The sequence below is a fragment of the Clostridioides sp. LIBA-7678 genome (assembly GCF_056716065.1).
In genome coordinates this window covers 3,073,105-3,090,055 of record NZ_CP196987.1, presented here as the reverse complement: position 1 = coordinate 3,090,055, position 16,951 = coordinate 3,073,105, and the positions used below count along the sequence as shown (strand labels likewise).

The window sequence follows — 16,951 nt, the reverse complement described above, 5'->3', positions numbered from 1 at the left end:
AATAGATTTGAGAAAAGTAAAGAGGATAAGTAAAAAAAGACTGGTACTCGTTCTTATTCTAGCATGTGCATTGTTTTTTTGCCTTGTTATTAGGACTGGATACCTACAACTTATGAAAGGTAACTGGTTAAGTACAAAAGCATTAGAACAACAAACAAGAGATATACCAATAGAACCTAAAAGAGGAACTATATATGATAGAAATATGAAAGAGTTAGCAGTAAGTGTAACTAAGTATACTGTCTGGTGCAAACCTGTAGAAGTAGAGGATAAAAAGGAAGCAGCACAAAAGGTAGCTGACATTTTAGATGAAGATTATAAAGACATTTACGCTTTAATAAGCAAAAAAAATATGGCTCTTGTAAAAGTCAAAAGATGGATAGATGATGATAAGGCAAGCCAAATAAGAGATGCTAAACTGGGTGGAATATGGGTAGCAGAAGATAATCAAAGATATTATCCATATGGAAACTTTGCACCATATGTACTAGGACATACTTCTTCAGATGCAACAGGTATATCTGGTATAGAGATGCAATATGATAAAAAATTAAAAGGAAAGCCTGGAAAATTGATAGTGAGTACTGATGCTTCAGGAAGAGAAATACCACAAGGAATGGAAAAGTATTATGAACCTGTTCAAGGGAATGGACTTGTTTTATCTATAGACGAGGTAATTCAACACTATACTGAAAAAGCAGTACAAAAAGCTTATGAGATAAATAATGCAAAAAAGGTTACTGCAATAGCTATGAATCCTAAAACTGGTGACATACTTGCTTTAGCATCAAAACCAGACTACGACCCTAATGATTCGAGAACACCAATATATCCATATTATCAAGAAGAACTTGAAAAATATAATGATAAAGAGAAAATAAAAGGTTATTATCAAATGTGGAGAAATCCAGCAGTAAGTGATACATATGAGCCAGGTTCTACATTTAAACTTATCACATCTTCTAGTGCACTTGAAGAAGGAGTGATTAAAGATGGTGAAAAATTCACATGTACAGGTAGTGTAACTGTTGGAGGAAGAAAGATTAAATGTTGGAGACACTATAGACCTCATGGAACACAGGAGTTTAAACAAGCAGTACAAAACTCTTGTAACCCTGTATTTGTTGAGTTAGGAAGTAGATTGGGTGTTGGAAAAATGTATGATTATATAGAATCTTTTGGTCTTATGGATAAGACTGGTATCGATTTACCAGGAGAAGCTAAAGGAATACTGTATAATGAGAAAAATGTAGGTCCAGTTGAATTGGCTACAATATCGTTTGGTCAATCTATATCAGTGACACCAATACAACTTATAACAGCTATATCATCAATAGCAAATGGCGGAGATTTAATGCAACCAAGAGTTGTAAAATCTTATACTGATAATAAAGGTAATATAACTGAAACAGTAAAGCCAAAAAAAGTAAGAAGTGTTATATCTAAAGAGACATCTAAGAAAATGTTAGAAATTGCAGAGTCAGTTGTAAGTGAAGGTGGAGGAAAGATAGCGTATATACCAGGATACAGACTTGGTGGAAAAACTGGTACAGCTCAAAAAGTTATAGATGGTAAGTATGCACAGGGAAAATATATATGTTCATTTGTTGGAATAGCACCTTGTGATGACCCACAAATTGTAGTTCTTGCTATTGTTGACGAGCCAACAGGAGTGAGTGCATTTGGTAGTACTACAGCAGGGCCAATAGTAAAAGAAATAATGAACGATTCCTTAAAATATTTAGGAGTTAAACCTGTATATAAAGAAGAAGAGAAAGCTGAATATGAAAAGAAACAGGTTCAAGTGCCAGATGTAAGAAACCTAAAAATTGGTGATGCTGTGAAGGCTTTAGAAGATGCTAAGTTAAAACCAGATTTAGATACAGATATAGAGCTTCCAGAGAATACAAAGGTAAAAGATATATTCCCAAAACCTGGAGTAAAAGTTAATGAGGATTCAAGTATAACACTATATTTTGAGAAGTAAAAAGTAACAGATAATTAACATATACCCATAAACATCTTCAAAAAAACAGAAATATAGTATATAATTATAAAGTTAAGAGTTATCGTAGGCAATGTATATATAACGGTATACATTGCCTTTTGTTGCTAAGACAATATAACTAAAGGTTTTAAAGGAGGAGTTTGATAATGGAGTGCTTAACAATAAAAGAGTTAGTACTTGCAACTAATGGGAAGTTAATATATGGAGATTATAATGACTGTGTAAGTGATATAGTTATAGATAGCAGGGAAGCAAATGCCCAAAATGCATTTGTAGCCATAGTTGGAGAAAATTTAGATGGGCATACATTTATGAAGTCTGCATATGATAGTGGATGCAAAACTTTTATAAAAAGTGAAAGTAATGGAATAAAATTAGAAAGTTCGGATATAAATTTAATAGAGGTAAAAGATACATCTTTAGCTCTAGGAGATATCTCAAGATATTATAAAGAAAAATTTAATATTCCATTTATAGGTGTTACAGGTAGTGTAGGAAAAACTACGACTAGAGATATGATATATTCTGCTATATCCGCAAAACTAAACATATTAAAAAATGAAAAGAACTTAAATAATCATTTTGGAGTTCCATTGACTTTATTTAATCTAAATAAAGAACATGAGTGTGCTGTAATAGAGATGGGAATGTCTGGATTTAATGAAATAAAATATTTAGTAGATATAGTAAATCCCAAAATTGCAGTAATATCAAACATAGGATTATCACATGTAGAAAAACTAGGTTCACAAGAAGGTATTTTAAAAGCAAAGATGGAAATCACTTCTAATTTTGATGAAACAAATACTTTAATTGTAAATGGAGATGATAAGTTTTTATCTACATTAAGAGAAAAAGAACATGTGTATAAACTAAAAACATTTGGATTCAACAAAAACAATGATATTTATTGTGAAAGTTATACTATGGAAGAAGATAGTCTTACATTTATATGCGTTATAGATGGAAAAAAAGAGGAAATATTTATACCAACAATAGGAGAACATAATATATATAATGCTATGTCTGCAATATTGGTTGGAATGTGTCTAAATATTTCTTTAGATTATATAAAAAAAGGTTTAAAAAATTTTAAAGGGACAAAAATGAGACTAGACATAATAAAGAATGAAAAATTAACAATAATTAATGATTCATATAATGCTAGTCCAGATTCTATGGATGCTGCTTTAAAGATACTTGGAAGATATAAAGGTAGAAGGGTAGCAATACTTGGAGATATATTAGAAATGGGTGAAATTTCAGAGTATGGTCATAGATTAGTAGGAAAATCATCTATGAATAATACTGATGTTATAATAACTATAGGTGAAAATTCAGTGTTTATTGGAGAAGAGGCAAAACAATTAGGATTTGATACAGCCAATATATATCACTTTGAGAATAGAGAAGAAGTACTTAACAAGTTAGATGAATTAGTAAAAACAGGAGACACTATTTTAGTAAAAGGCTCAAGAGGCATGAGATTAGAAAAAATAGTCGAATATCTAAATAAATAAGCTTAAACTAATGAGTTGATTGACAAGGGAGAGGAGTTTTACGATGTTAGGAATAACAGAGCTTACGTACACCGCATTGATTGCGTTTTTAATAGTAATTATAATAGGACCAATATTTATACCAATGCTTAGAAAATTTAAATTTGGTCAGACGGTTAGAGATGATGGACCTCAAACACATCTAGCAAAAAATGGAACACCTACTATGGGTGGAATTATAATGATAGTGGCAATTCTAATAACTGGACTTACAAGAGTAAAAGTTAGTCATGATATGGCAGTAGGTCTTATATGTATTGCAGGTTTTGGTTTTATTGGTTTTTTAGATGACTTTATAAAAATAAAGTTAAAAAGATCACTTGGATTAAAAGCATATCAAAAAATAATCCTTCAAGTTGCATTATCTTTTTATGTTGCTTTTTATCAGTATACATCATCATCAAGTGCTTCACAACTTATGATACCATTTACAGATTTTGTAATAAATGTTGGAATATTATATATACCAATAATGATGTTTATAATCGTAGCAATAGTAAATGCTGTGAATTTAACTGATGGATTAGATGGATTGGCATCAGGAGTAACTTTAATAGTTTCTGTATTTTTTATGCTATTTGCAAGTTCTATTGCTGGAAACACAGAAGTTGCAGTTTTAGCAGCAGCAACTGTTGGAGCATGTTTAGGCTTTTTAGGATTTAATTCATATCCAGCGAGGGTATTTATGGGAGATACGGGTTCAATGGCATTAGGTGGTGCAGTTGTAGCATTTTCAGTTCTAACTAATTCAGTGCTTATAATACCTATAATTGGAGGAATTTACTTTGCAGAAGCTCTATCAGTTTTGATTCAAGTTGGATATTTTAAAGCGACAAGAAAGAGATTCTTTAAGATGGCTCCAATACACCATCATTTTGAACAATGTGGTTGGCCAGAGACAAGGGTTGTATTCGTTTTTTGGATTATCACAGTTGTTTTAGCTTGGATAAGTATAATAGCAGTATTTTAGAGGTCTAGGGGGAATTAAAAATGAACTTAAAAGGAAAAAAAGTTTTATTAGTAGGACTTGCGAAAACTGGCATATCTACAATTAAACATTTAGATAAATTAGGTGCAAGTATAATAGTGAATGATATTAAAGATGAAAATAAATTGAAAAACATACTTGATGAATTGAAATCTATAAATGACATAGAATACATATTAGGACATCATCCAGAGGATGTAGATAACATAGATATGGTAGTAGTATCTCCAGGAGTACCACTAGACCTTCCATTTATCTTGAAATTAAAAAATTCAGGCAAGTATATAATTGGTGAAGTAGAATTAGCTTTTAAATTATCAAATAATCCAACTTTTATAGGGATTACAGGTACAAATGGTAAGACAACTACAACTAGCCTGGTAGGAGAAATTTTTTCGAGAGCAAAAAGAGATACATATGTAGTTGGTAATATAGGAAATCCTGTAATAGATACTATAGAAACTTCAAATGAAGAGTCTGTGCTTGTAACTGAACTAAGCAGTTTTCAACTTGAGAGCATAGATGAATTTAGACCTAAAGTAAGTGCTATATTAAATATTACAGAAGACCATTTAAACAGACATCACACTATGGAAAAATATATAGAAGCAAAAGCAAATATATTTATGAATCAAACTGCTGAGGATTTTTGCATATTAAATTATGATGATGAGATAGTAAAAGGTATGGCTGACAAATGTAATGCTAAAGTAATTTACTTTTCAAGAACTCAAAAAGTAAATGGAGGAGTATATTTAGAAAATAATGACATAATAATAGATATAGATGATAAAATCAAGTTTCTAAATAAAGATGATGTAAGTTTACCTGGAGGTCATAACTTAGAAAACTGTATGGCAGCTATAGCAATAGCGTATGTCTGTAATGTTGACTTAGAAGTCATAAAGGATGTATTGATGACATTTAAAGGAGTTGAACACAGACAGGAATTTGTAAGAAACTTAAACAATGTAATATATGTAAATGATTCAAAAGGAACTAATCCAGACTCTACTATAAAAGCTGTTCAGTCTTACAATAGACCTATAATACTTATAGCAGGAGGAATGGATAAAGGCAGTAATTTTGATGAACTTTTTGAAACTGCAAAGTCATATGTTAAATCAGTAGTCTTGTTAGGAGAAACTGCATCAAAGATAGAAAATTGTGCCAAAAATAAAGGATTTAATGACATACATATAGTAAAAGATATGGAAGAAGCAGTTAAGACTTCTCATGAGATTTCAAAAAGTGGAGATATAGTGCTTCTTTCACCAGCTTGTGCAAGTTGGGATATGTATGAAAGTTTTGAAGTAAGAGGAAAAGACTTCAAAGATAATGTAAACAATTTAAAATAATCTCTTACCTCTAAACTTACTTAAATGGAAGAATGGAGGTATATTAGTTGGATGCCTAAAGAAAATTTGAAAAAACAAATTGACATAAGGATGAAGACTGAATTTGATGGAGTAGTATTTTATACTACTATGCTTTTAGTATTTGTAGGAATAGTTATGGTGTTTAGTGCAAGTTTTATACAATCTTCATTTAAACACAATGATGCGTACTATTTTCTAAAAAAGAATGTAATATATGCTATACTTGGGTTTATAGTTATGATTATTACATCAAGGATAGATTATAGTTTTTGGAAGAAAAATGCTACAGCAATTGGAGCTATAGCAGTAGTATTATTATTGTTAGTTCTAACCCCTTTAGGGATAGAAGCAAACGGAGCAAAAAGATGGCTAGGAATAGGTGCTTTAACATTTCAGCCTGCAGAAATAGCTAAGTTTGCTACAATAATATTAACTGCAAAATTAATTGAGAAAAATTATGATAAGATAAAATCTTTGACAAAAGGTGTTGTACCACTTCTCGTAGTTCCAGGGATATTTTTTGCGTTGATAATACTTCAGCCAAATCTATCAACAGCAGGTACTGTAATTCTAGTTACATTTGTAATGATATTTGTTGCTGGGATGGATATGAAAATTGTATTTGCTATGATTGGAAGTGGGGCTGCTTTATTTGCTGCATTAGTAATTGCTGAACCTTATAGGCTTAGCCGTGTTACATCGTTTTTAGATCCTTTCCAAGACCCTCTTGGTAAGGGGTATCAGGTAATACAAGGTTTATATGCACTTGGTTCAGGTGGATTGTTTGGTCTAGGCTTAGGAAAGAGTAAACAAAAGTATTTTTATATACCAGAGCCACAAAATGACTTTATATTTGCTATAATAGGAGAAGAGTTAGGATTGATTGGTTGTATAATAGTTATTATGCTATTTGTAGCCTTAGTCTACAGATGTGTAAGAATAGCTTTGAAGACTTCTAATGTATTTGCTTGTATGGTTGTCATAGGTATAGGGGCACAAATTGGAATACAAGCAGCTTTAAATATAGCAGTTGCAACATCATCAATGCCAGCTACAGGTGTAGCACTACCATTTATAAGTTATGGGGGAACCTCGCTCACCATCTTTATGGGAGCTATAGGTATAGTGTTAAACATCTCAAAGCATGTCAAAATTAATTAACAGGAGATGATGATTTGATGAAAGTTTTATTATCAGGCGGTGGAACTGGAGGGCATGTGTATCCAGCTATAGCTATTGCTAACAAAATAAGAGATGAGCATCCAGACGCTGAGATAATTTTTGTTGGGACGGAAAAAGGAATAGAATCAGAAATAGTTCCTAAGTATGGATTTGAATTAAAGACTGTAACAGTACAAGGATTTAAGCGAAAAATAGACTTCGATAATGTAAAAAGAGTTTTTAAGCTTTTTAAAGGTTTAGAACAATCAAGAAAGATTGTTAAGAAATTTAAACCAGATGTAGTTATAGGAACTGGTGGATATGTTAGTGGACCTGTTTTATTTAATGCATCTATGGGGAAAATACCAGCCATAATACATGAGCAAAATTCTTTTCCTGGTGTAACTAATAAGATTCTATCTAAAACAGTTACAAAGGTACTTACAAGTTTTGAAGATTCACATAAAAGATTTCCAGAGACAGCAGAAGATAAATTAGTTTTTACAGGAAATCCAGTTAGAAAAGAAATTTTATTATCAAGAAAAAATATTGCAAGAAAGAATCTTGCAATAAGTGAAGAAAAAAGAATGGTTCTTTGCTATGGTGGTAGTGGAGGCTCAAGAAAAATAAATGATGCAATGAGACTTGTGATAAAGAACATGGTGAATGAAGATATAGCTTTTATATTTGCAACAGGGAAAAGCTATTATGATGAGTTTATGGAAAGTATCGGTGATGTAAATCTTAAGCCATACCAAAAGGTTGTACCTTACTTAGAAGATATGGCAAATGCACTTGCAGCAAGCGATTTAGTTATAGGTAGTGCAGGAGCAATTTCATTAGCTGAAATAACTGCTCTTGGAAAGCCATCTATAATAATACCTAAAGCATATACTGCTGAAAATCATCAAGAGTATAATGCTAAAAGTATAGAAAAGCAAGGTGCAGGAATTGCAATTTTAGAAAAAAATCTAACTCCAGAGAGCTTAAATACAGCAGTATTTAAACTTTTAGGAGATAGAGAACTTTTAGTTGATATGGCAAATGCAAGCAAAACTATAGGGAAACCAGAAGCCATAGACCTTATATACGATGAGATAATAAAAGTATATAATTCAACACAAAAGTCCTCATCTAAAAAAACAAAAAAAGAAAAAGTTGCTGAAGAAGTAAAAGAAATAAAAAAAGAAGCAACTCCAAGTATAGAAGGTCAGGCTAAAGTGATAGGAATAAAGAAAAGGTAAATCAATATTTACCCCTAATTTATAATATATTAGATTTTCTAAATTATTATAAATTAGGGGTTTATTTGTATGTACACAAATTTAAAGGTATGAAATGTATATAGTATTTTGTATTTATTTTGATGAAGTATTGATTTATTTATATTTATTTATATTTTATTTAGATGTTTTGTAATAAAATGAAAAAATTTGACTTTAAATATTATAATTTTCTTGTAGGGAAAATAAGCTCTAAAGGTGTATTTATTAACCAAAGGGGTTGATTATATTTGAAAAAGAAAAGGAAGTTAAATACGAATAATGTCATGATAGTTTTAGTATTTATACTTATGCTATCCTTTGGGATATGTATGATTGTAAAAAGTGATTTATTTGATGTAAAGAAAATAGATGTAATAGGAAATAAGAGAGTGACTAAATCAAATATAATGAAAGAACTAAATATAAATACACATGAAAACATCTTTGCATATAATTTTAAAGATATGAAAAATGAACTTATGAAAAATCCATATATAGAAAATGTAGAAATAAAAAGAAAATTTCCAAATAAAATAATTATAAGTTTAAAAGAAAAAGAAATATTTGCAGTATTAAAGAATGTAGACAATTATTGTTATATAGATAAGAAAGGTAACTTGTTAGAGGAACTTAGGGGTTCTAATGAAAGTAAAAAAGATTTAATAGTAGATGTTGATTATAGTGTTGATGATGATAAAACAATAAAATTTAAAAATTATAAAACTAAAGAGAACGTATTTAAAACTTTAAATTCTTTAAAAGAAGAAGGACTTTATAGAAAAATAAATTATGTAAACTTAAGAAAAGAAAGCAATGTAGATATGCTTACAAGAAGTAATATAAAAATCTTACTTTCTAATGATGATAACTTAGATTATAATATATCTAGGGTAAGTAAAATTCTGATTGACCTGCAAAATAAAAATACAAAAGGAGGGACTATAAATCTCAATTATGGAAAATTAGCTGTGTATAGTCCTGAAGGATAGACAATTGTAAGGAAGTGATATATTGAAAAGAAGATTTATAAATAAAAGCATAGTCATAGGAAGTATTGTATTGGGTGTTCTTGTTAGTTTACAACTTAAAATTATTAATATAGAAAATAGAGGGATGACAACTTTTAAAAGAGGAGAACAACTTACAGAAGAACTCAAATCTCTAAAAAAAGAAAAAGAGGATTTACAGTCAGAAATTAATAGTGTGAAGAAAGATATAGAGACTTATAGAGGTAAAAATGACGAAGGAGAGCAAGATATACTTAAGTCAGAAATAGAAAAATATGAGACCTTGGCTGGATATACAGATGTTGAAGGAAAAGGTATAAAAGTTGAGATAAATTCTGCAAAAGACTTGGGAAGTTCTGATAAAAACGATAGTATATTATATAATTATGATTTATTACTATCAATGATAAATAAATTAAATTCAGCACAAGCAAGTGCTATATCTATAAACGGACAGAGAATAGTTTCTAATACATACATGTATTTAAAAGAGGATAAGCTTTACATGAATGACACTGTCATAAAAGAACCAATTATAATAAAGGCAATTGGTGATTCTGATACATTAGCTTCTGCACTTAATATAAAATATGGTATTGTCTGGGAAATAGAAACGTATTATAATGCTAAGGTAAAAGTAAGTAAGGAAGAAAATGTAGAAATAGATGGCCATGGTGATATAAACAAAGTGGAGAGGAAATAATAGTATGAAAAAGAAAATGATTATATTAGGAGCGTTCATATTAGGCATTTTCATATCAACTTATATAAAGTCACTAGACCCAAATAAAGTGTATATAACATTGAGTCAGACTGAAAATATTGAAAGTGAGATAGAAAATACGAAGAAAGAAATAAAACATTTAAAAGAAGTACTTAAAAGTAACAAAAAAACTTTAAATGAATATAAGGAAGCAAAAGAGAATGGAAATGAATCTATCCAAACACTTATGAAAAAAGAGCTTGAGGAAGTTAAAGAATTAAGTGGTTATTCAACTGTTACAGGGCCAGGTATAACTGTCACTATGAAAGATAGTGATAGAGAGTTAAAAGATGGGCAGAATCCAAATGACTTGATTATACATGATATTGATATTTTAAGAGTTTTAAATGATTTAAAAAAAGCTGGTGCGAAAGCAATTTCTATAAATGGAGAAAGAGTACTATCAACTAGTAAGATAAAATGTTCAGGAGCCACTATTACAGTAAATGATACTACATATGGACAACCATTTATAATAAAAGCTATAGGAGATATAGATTTATTGAGTGCTGCTATAAATTCTCCAGAATCATATGCTAAATCTCTTAAAGAGATATATGGAATCAACATAAAAATACTGGAAAATAATGGTAATAAAGTGGATTTATTCGCAAAATAAAGCGAAAAATATAAAAAAATAAAGAAAAAATAAGAAAATTTAATAAAAAGGATTGTAATATACTTGCGTTTCAAAGTAAAATAAAGAGGTGAGGATTTATGATATGGGTTTTAGGAGGATTAGCATTTGGTGTAGTAGTAGGTTACTACATTCCATTTACATATTCTATGGATTATTCCATATATATGTCAGTAGCTATTCTTGCAATAATGGATTCTATTTTTGGAGCGATAAAATCCAGTTTTGAAGATAACTATGACAATGTAATTTTTGTTACTGGTTTCATAGGGAATGCTATATTAGCTATATTATTGACTTATATAGGAGAAAAATTAGGTGTTTCTCTTTATTATGTTGCTGTATTGGTTTTTGGTATGAGATTATTTAATAATTTATCCATAATTAGACGTTATGTTGTTAGCGATATTATGAATAAAAAACGTAGAAATTAAAGAGCATTTGATATATATGTAAATTATTTTATACTCAAGAGTAATATTTGACAATATAAGTAAGAAAATTAAAAAGGAAAATTTACGTTTTTGTGGAATATGTTACTTAAAGGTTAACAAAATAAAAGAAGAAAATGATATAATTAATACATACGATAACTTTGAATCATGAGAGAAGGGGGTTTATGATGCTAAACTTTGACGTAGAATTAGAAGAATGTGCACAAATTAAAGTAATAGGTGTAGGTGGCGGTGGAAACAATGCTGTCAATAGAATGGTAGAAGCGCAATTAAAAGGCGTTGAATTTATATCAGTAAATACAGATAAACAAGCTTTATATACATCAAAAGCTGAATATAAAGTTCAAATAGGAGAAAAATTAACTAGAGGACTTGGTGCAGGAGCAAATCCAGAAGTAGGAAAAAGGGCTGCTGAGGAGAGTAAAGACGAAATAGTAAAATTGCTTCAAGGAGCCGACATGGTCTTTGTTACAGCTGGAATGGGCGGTGGTACTGGTACAGGAGCTGCTCCAGTAGTTGCAGGCTTAGCAAAAGAAATGGGTATACTTACAGTAGGTGTAGTTACAAAACCTTTTGCATTTGAAGGTAAGATAAGAATGAAGAATGCTGAAGGTGGAATAGCAGAACTTAAGTCAAAAGTTGATACTCTTATAACAATACCAAATGATAGACTTTTACAGATAGTACAAAAAAATACTTCAATGCTAGATGCTTTTGCAGTTGCAGATGATGTATTAAAACAAGGTATACAATCAATTTCTGACCTTATAGCAGTTGAAGGTTTAATAAACTTAGACTTCGCAGACGTTACTACTATAATGAAAGATAAAGGTCTTGCTCATATGGGTATAGGTAGTGCTAGTGGTGAGACTAGAGCAATAGATGCTGCTAGACAAGCTATTCAATCTCCACTTCTAGAAACATCAATACAAGGAGCTAAGGGAGTTCTTCTTAATGTTACTGGTGGACCTAACTTAGGATTATTTGAAGTTAATGAAGCATCTACTTTAGTTATGGAATCCTGTGACCCAGAGGCGAATGTTATATTTGGTGCTTCTATAAAAGAAGATTTAGGTGATGAAATAATGATTACAGTAATTGCAACAGGATTTGAAGGATTACAAAGTGGTGTATTAGACTTAGACACTAAACCTAAGTCAAGCATACGTTCTTCATTGAACACAACAGTAAAACAAGCTGTAAAAGAAATTGAAGAAGAAGTAATTGTTGAAGAAAAAATAGAAGCTCCTAAAAAAGCAAGTATAATTGAAGAAGACGATGATGAGAGCATGGAGATACCTACATTCCTAAGAAGAAGAAGATAATATGGAAATTTATAAAGAAGTCAGTAGACTTCTTTTTATTTTGCCTAATTTAATCTCCTAAAGCATAAAAATACATTTCAATATTTTGAAATGTAAAAGAAGTTTTTTAATAAGTGAATAAAAACAACACATATAGAAAAAAATGATAGTTGTAAGAGTTAGTATAGTTTTTTATGATTAGACAAGGGTAGTCTTATTTGTTAATATTAAATCTGAATTAAATTGTAAATATTTGAGGAAAAAGACAAATTAAAGTCTGAAAGGGGATTAAGCATGATTAAGCTAAAAAAAATTCTTTCTTTAGTGATGGTAAGTGTTCTATCAGTATCAATTCTTGCTGGGTGTTCAAAAAAAGAAGATTCTAAGGGTAAAGATGGTAAAGAAAAATTAGTTGTGTGGTCTGCACCATTGACAGACCATGATGCAGATGCATGGAAACCAATATTAGAGAAATTTGAAAAGGAAAATAATTGTGAAATTGAATTCCAAATAGTTCCATGGGATAACTATGCAGAAAAATATGCAACTGCAATAAGTGCAGGTGAAGGACCAGACATAGGATACATGTATGCAGAGATGTTTCCTCAATTTATAGAAATGGGTGCAGTTGAAGATTTGACACCTTATCTAGAAAAATCAGGAACTTCAGATAATTACCTATACTTAGATAATGCAAAAATGATGGGTGGTATTTATGGATTACCTATAGAAGCTGCTAATCCAGGAGTACTATACTATAATAAAGATATACTAGAAAAATTAGGAGAGAAACCTCCAAAAACATGGGAAGATTTTAAAAGAATATGTGAAAAAGCAACAAAAGATACTGATGGAGATGGAAAAATCGACCAGTGGGGTCTTGCACAAGGTTGGGGTTCTAAAGTATTTGGAAGCTTAAACTGGAACTGGTATCCTTATTTATGGCAAGCTGGTGGAGATATATATAATGATGATTTAAAATCAGTTAAATTTAATAATGCAGAAGGTTTAAAAGCTGCAAACTTTATAAATGATATGAAAAAATATATACCAGACAATGCTTTATCAAAAGATAGTAATGAAATGGTTGAAAGTGTATTTGGACCAGGAAAAGCTGCATTTACTATAATGTTATCTTCTGCTGCTACAAGTACTTTTGATAAATCGTTTCCAGATTTAAACTGGGGATATGTAACTTCATTAGAAGACAAGACAGTTGGTAGTTTTGCTTCAGTGGATGATTTAACATTAATGTCAGCATGTAAAAATAAAGAACTTGGATTTAAACTTCTTGAGTATATGTTAAGCAAAGAATCAATGGAAGCTTTCCATAAAGAAATACCAAGAGCTCCAGTTGCAAAAGGTGAAAAATATCAAGGAGACCCAAGATTTGAAGAAATGGTAACAAAAGATAAAGATATGTATAGACCATTGACTGTTGGGCCTCATGGAGTAGAGATATATGAATACTTATGGAAACAACTTCAAATGATGATAGCTGGAGATATAACTCCAGAACAAGCACTAGATGATTCTGCAAAATATGCAAACGGATTATTAGCACAATAATATAAATTTGAATTTATAGACTATGTAATTTGATTTTATACAAGTAAAAAACTTACTTGATATATTATTAAATTACATAGTCTTTTTTTATAAAAATATACCCCAAAAAGAACTAATAACTTCTACCTAGATATATTAGATTCTACAAAAAAGCTTATTTGTTTGATACTAAAAAAATATCTTTTGGCGACATAAAGTATAAGACATATATCATTGTTACTTTTAAATAGAATTTGTTTTGGATTCGACCATCAAAAGTGACATAAAATTTTGTACATACTATCTTATAATATGTTTAAAGGTTTTAAGGGGGGATACATGGTGTATATTGAGTACTATGTTATAGAAAACCTAGTAATAAATTATATTATTATAAGTTGTACTTCTATTCTCACTAAAAAATACAATCCTAAAAAAAATAAGTTATTGGGGGCTAGTTTAGGAGGTGCCTATTCTGTTGCTTATTTGTATCCATCAATGAACATATTATTCACAGTACCATTCAAAATAATAATTATGAGTATAATAACTTTAATTTCATTTAGAAGTAAGAGTAAAAAAGATTATATTCATGTAGCATTAGTTTTTTATCTAGTAAACATTTTTATTTCTGGAAGCACTTATTTTATAATTTATTTTACAGGAATAAGTCATTTAAAAATATCTTTCTTAATTGCATGTACTTATGTAAGTTGTGAACTATTAAAGTATATTTATAAAGACTTGAAAATGCTTAAATACATCAAGGAACTTACAAAGACTATAAATATAAACTTGTTAGAAAAAAGTTTTTGTTGTAAAGCCTTAGTGGACAGTGGGAATTTATTAAAAGACCCAATAAGTCAAAGTGATGTAATAATAGTTAAGTCAAGTGTGTTAGAAGGGTTTATTCCAGAAAATCTATTAAATATTGACTATGAAGATATAGATATGAAGAAAGCACAAGAGATTATAGGGAGTCTAGATGATAAAACTTCAGGCAGGGTTAGGATAATACCTTATAAGCATGCTGGAAGTAATAAGACAAGCATCATAATAGGTTTAAAAGCTGATTATGTAGAAGTAGATGAGCAGAAGATAGGAAATATAATACTTGGTATCTCAAATTTTAATGATAGAGAATATGGAGCAATAATGAATCCAAATATATTGCCTGGATTTTAGGTGAAAATTTAAGGGGGACAAGGAATGTTACGATTGAAAGAAAGAATTATAAGCTTTATTACTATGTTAGGTATTAAATTAAAAATAATAAAGCCAAAAGGAATATATTATATGGGAGGAGCGAATATACTTCCTCCTCCATTAAAACCAGAAGAAGAAATGGAAGTTTTACAAAAACTAGAAACAGATGAAAGTGTAAAATCAATTTTGATAGAAAGAAATCTAAGATTAGTGGTCTACATATCAAGAAAATTTGAAAATACAGGTATAGATGTGGAAGACTTGATTTCTATAGGAACTATAGGTTTGATAAAAGCAGTGAATACTTTTAAACTAAACAAAAATATAAAATTGGCAACTTATGCTTCAAGATGTATAGAAAATGAAATATTAATGTACTTAAGAAAAAATAATAAAAAGAAAACAGAGGTGTCATTTGACGAACCTTTAAATATAGATTTGGATGGAAATGAACTCTTGTTATCTGATGTTTTGGGTACAGAAAATGATGAAATATACAAAATAATTGAAGAAGAAATAGATAGAGATTTATTAGTTATGGCACTTGACAGATTAAGTGACAGAGAAAAGCAAATTATGGAATTAAGATTTGGTCTTATAGATAAAGGTATCGAAAAAACACAAAAAGAAGTTGCTGGAATGCTTGGAATATCTCAGTCTTACATATCTAGACTTGAAAAGAAAATAATTTCAAGGTTACAGAAAGAAATGAAAAAATTTGTATAATGCTAAATTAATTCTTCTTAAAAAGTATAAAAAAATTGGAAATGTAAATAATTTCAATAGATGAATACTTTTGAGAGAGGACTGAAAATGTATGCAAATTAATAAGGTTGAAATATGTGGTGTTAATACATCGGAACTTCCAGTTCTTAAAAATAAGCAAATGAAGGAACTTTTATTAAAAATAAAAAGTGGCGACGAAGAAGCTAGACAACAATTTGTAAGAGGGAATTTAAGATTAGTCTTGAGTGTAATAAAAAAGTTTAACAACAGAGGAGAAAACATAGACGATTTATTTCAAATAGGTTGTATCGGTCTTATAAAAGCTATAGATAACTTTGATTTAAGTCAAAATGTAAGGTTTTCAACTTATGCTGTTCCTATGATTATAGGAGAAATTAGAAGGTATCTAAGAGACAATAACCCAATTAGAGTGAGTAGGTCATTAAAAGATATAGCATATAAGGCACTACAAGTTAGAGAAAGATTAATTAGAACAAATTCTAAAGAACCTACAGTATCAGAAATAGCAAAAGAATTAGAATTAGAAGTTGAGTCAGTTGTAATGGCACTAGATGCCATACAAGACCCTATATCTTTATTTGACCCAGTATATCAAGATAATGGAGATGCAATATTTGTTATGGACCAAGTTCAAGACAAAAAAGATACTGATGAAAATTGGTTGCAAGAAATATCACTTAAAGAAGCTATTAAAAAATTAAATAGTAGAGAGAAGTTGGTATTAGATTTAAGGTTTTATAAAGGAAGAACACAGATAGAAGTTGCTGATGAAATCGGTATATCTCAAGCACAAGTATCAAGAATTGAAAAAAATGCTTTAAAAAATATGAGAAAGTATGTATAAGTAATCCCTGGACTGTAAACATTATTTTAAATTTAAATGACCTATATAGGTCATTTTTTTTTACTCCAATACATATTTAT

Annotated in this window: 15 protein-coding genes; all 15 read left to right on the top strand. The window is 29.8% G+C overall.

What is annotated here, in order from left to right; genetic code table 11:
- The first annotated feature begins 7 nt into the window (after window positions 1-7).
- The 15 genes from ACTG46_RS14590 (at window position 8) to sigG (ending at window position 16,871) form a co-directional block, all read left to right on the top strand.
- Window positions 8-1,987, top strand: coding sequence for a stage V sporulation protein D (locus tag ACTG46_RS14590; protein ID WP_054277280.1), 1,980 nt, complete (start codon window positions 8-10; stop codon window positions 1,985-1,987).
- 167 nt (window positions 1,988-2,154) lie between these two features.
- Window positions 2,155-3,528, top strand: a complete 1,374-nt coding sequence (locus tag ACTG46_RS14585; protein ID WP_054271224.1) for a UDP-N-acetylmuramoyl-tripeptide--D-alanyl-D-alanine ligase — start codon at window positions 2,155-2,157, stop codon at window positions 3,526-3,528.
- 43 nt (window positions 3,529-3,571) lie between these two features.
- Window positions 3,572-4,537, top strand: a complete 966-nt coding sequence (mraY, locus tag ACTG46_RS14580; RefSeq protein WP_021385460.1) for a phospho-N-acetylmuramoyl-pentapeptide-transferase — start codon at window positions 3,572-3,574, stop codon at window positions 4,535-4,537.
- Window positions 4,538-4,557: 20 nt separating this feature from the next.
- Window positions 4,558-5,913, top strand: coding sequence for a UDP-N-acetylmuramoyl-L-alanine--D-glutamate ligase (gene murD / locus ACTG46_RS14575; protein ID WP_479923057.1), 1,356 nt, complete (start codon window positions 4,558-4,560; stop codon window positions 5,911-5,913).
- A 51-nt stretch (window positions 5,914-5,964) separates the two neighbouring features.
- Window positions 5,965-7,095, top strand: a complete 1,131-nt coding sequence (gene spoVE, locus ACTG46_RS14570; protein ID WP_021385452.1) for a stage V sporulation protein E — start codon at window positions 5,965-5,967, stop codon at window positions 7,093-7,095.
- Between the two features lie 17 nt (window positions 7,096-7,112).
- Complete coding sequence (gene murG / locus ACTG46_RS14565) at window positions 7,113-8,339, top strand: undecaprenyldiphospho-muramoylpentapeptide beta-N-acetylglucosaminyltransferase (RefSeq protein ID WP_479923056.1); 1,227 nt, start codon at window positions 7,113-7,115, stop codon at window positions 8,337-8,339.
- A 269-nt stretch (window positions 8,340-8,608) separates the two neighbouring features.
- Entirely contained in the window at window positions 8,609-9,349 is a 741-nt protein-coding gene (locus ACTG46_RS14560; RefSeq protein ID WP_054271221.1) for a cell division protein FtsQ/DivIB, read from the top strand.
- 22 nt (window positions 9,350-9,371) lie between these two features.
- Window positions 9,372-10,070: a DUF881 domain-containing protein gene (locus tag ACTG46_RS14555; RefSeq protein ID WP_054271220.1), complete on the top strand. Its 699-nt coding sequence runs from the start codon at window positions 9,372-9,374 to the stop codon at window positions 10,068-10,070.
- A gap of 4 nt (window positions 10,071-10,074) precedes the next feature.
- A complete protein-coding gene (locus ACTG46_RS14550) occupies window positions 10,075-10,749 on the top strand; it encodes a DUF881 domain-containing protein (RefSeq protein ID WP_054271219.1) in 675 nt (224 codons plus the stop codon).
- Window positions 10,750-10,847: 98 nt separating this feature from the next.
- Entirely contained in the window at window positions 10,848-11,201 is a 354-nt protein-coding gene (locus ACTG46_RS14545) for a small basic family protein (protein WP_054271218.1), read from the top strand.
- A 188-nt stretch (window positions 11,202-11,389) separates the two neighbouring features.
- Window positions 11,390-12,547 (top strand): cell division protein FtsZ, encoded by a 1,158-nt coding sequence (gene ftsZ / locus ACTG46_RS14540; protein WP_054271217.1) that lies wholly within the window; start codon window positions 11,390-11,392, stop codon window positions 12,545-12,547.
- A 273-nt stretch (window positions 12,548-12,820) separates the two neighbouring features.
- Window positions 12,821-14,095 carry an ABC transporter substrate-binding protein gene (locus tag ACTG46_RS14535; protein WP_054271216.1) on the top strand — a complete coding sequence of 425 codons (1,275 nt, stop codon included), beginning with the start codon at window positions 12,821-12,823 and terminating at the stop codon, window positions 14,093-14,095.
- Between the two features lie 318 nt (window positions 14,096-14,413).
- A complete protein-coding gene (locus ACTG46_RS14530) occupies window positions 14,414-15,259 on the top strand; it encodes a sigma-E processing peptidase SpoIIGA (RefSeq protein WP_079740395.1) in 846 nt (281 codons plus the stop codon).
- A gap of 24 nt (window positions 15,260-15,283) precedes the next feature.
- A complete protein-coding gene (gene sigE, locus ACTG46_RS14525; protein WP_054271215.1) occupies window positions 15,284-16,006 on the top strand; it encodes an RNA polymerase sporulation sigma factor SigE in 723 nt (240 codons plus the stop codon).
- 91 nt (window positions 16,007-16,097) lie between these two features.
- Complete coding sequence (gene sigG, locus ACTG46_RS14520; protein ID WP_054271214.1) at window positions 16,098-16,871, top strand: RNA polymerase sporulation sigma factor SigG; 774 nt, start codon at window positions 16,098-16,100, stop codon at window positions 16,869-16,871.
- The last annotated feature ends 80 nt before the right edge of the window (window positions 16,872-16,951 follow it).

Coding starts and splice junctions, on each gene's coding strand:
- ACTG46_RS14585 (WP_054271224.1), top strand. CDS start 2,155: ATGGAGTGCTTAACAATAAAAGAGTTAGTACTTGCAACTAATGGGAAG.
- mraY (WP_021385460.1), top strand. CDS start 3,572: ATGTTAGGAATAACAGAGCTTACGTACACCGCATTGATTGCGTTTTTA.
- murD (WP_479923057.1), top strand. CDS start 4,558: ATGAACTTAAAAGGAAAAAAAGTTTTATTAGTAGGACTTGCGAAAACT.
- spoVE (WP_021385452.1), top strand. CDS start 5,965: ATGCCTAAAGAAAATTTGAAAAAACAAATTGACATAAGGATGAAGACT.
- murG (WP_479923056.1), top strand. CDS start 7,113: ATGAAAGTTTTATTATCAGGCGGTGGAACTGGAGGGCATGTGTATCCA.
- ACTG46_RS14550 (WP_054271219.1), top strand. CDS start 10,075: ATGAAAAAGAAAATGATTATATTAGGAGCGTTCATATTAGGCATTTTC.
- ACTG46_RS14545 (WP_054271218.1), top strand. CDS start 10,848: ATGATATGGGTTTTAGGAGGATTAGCATTTGGTGTAGTAGTAGGTTAC.
- ftsZ (WP_054271217.1), top strand. CDS start 11,390: ATGCTAAACTTTGACGTAGAATTAGAAGAATGTGCACAAATTAAAGTA.
- ACTG46_RS14535 (WP_054271216.1), top strand. CDS start 12,821: ATGATTAAGCTAAAAAAAATTCTTTCTTTAGTGATGGTAAGTGTTCTA.
- ACTG46_RS14530 (WP_079740395.1), top strand. CDS start 14,414: ATGGTGTATATTGAGTACTATGTTATAGAAAACCTAGTAATAAATTAT.
- sigE (WP_054271215.1), top strand. CDS start 15,284: ATGTTACGATTGAAAGAAAGAATTATAAGCTTTATTACTATGTTAGGT.
- sigG (WP_054271214.1), top strand. CDS start 16,098: ATGCAAATTAATAAGGTTGAAATATGTGGTGTTAATACATCGGAACTT.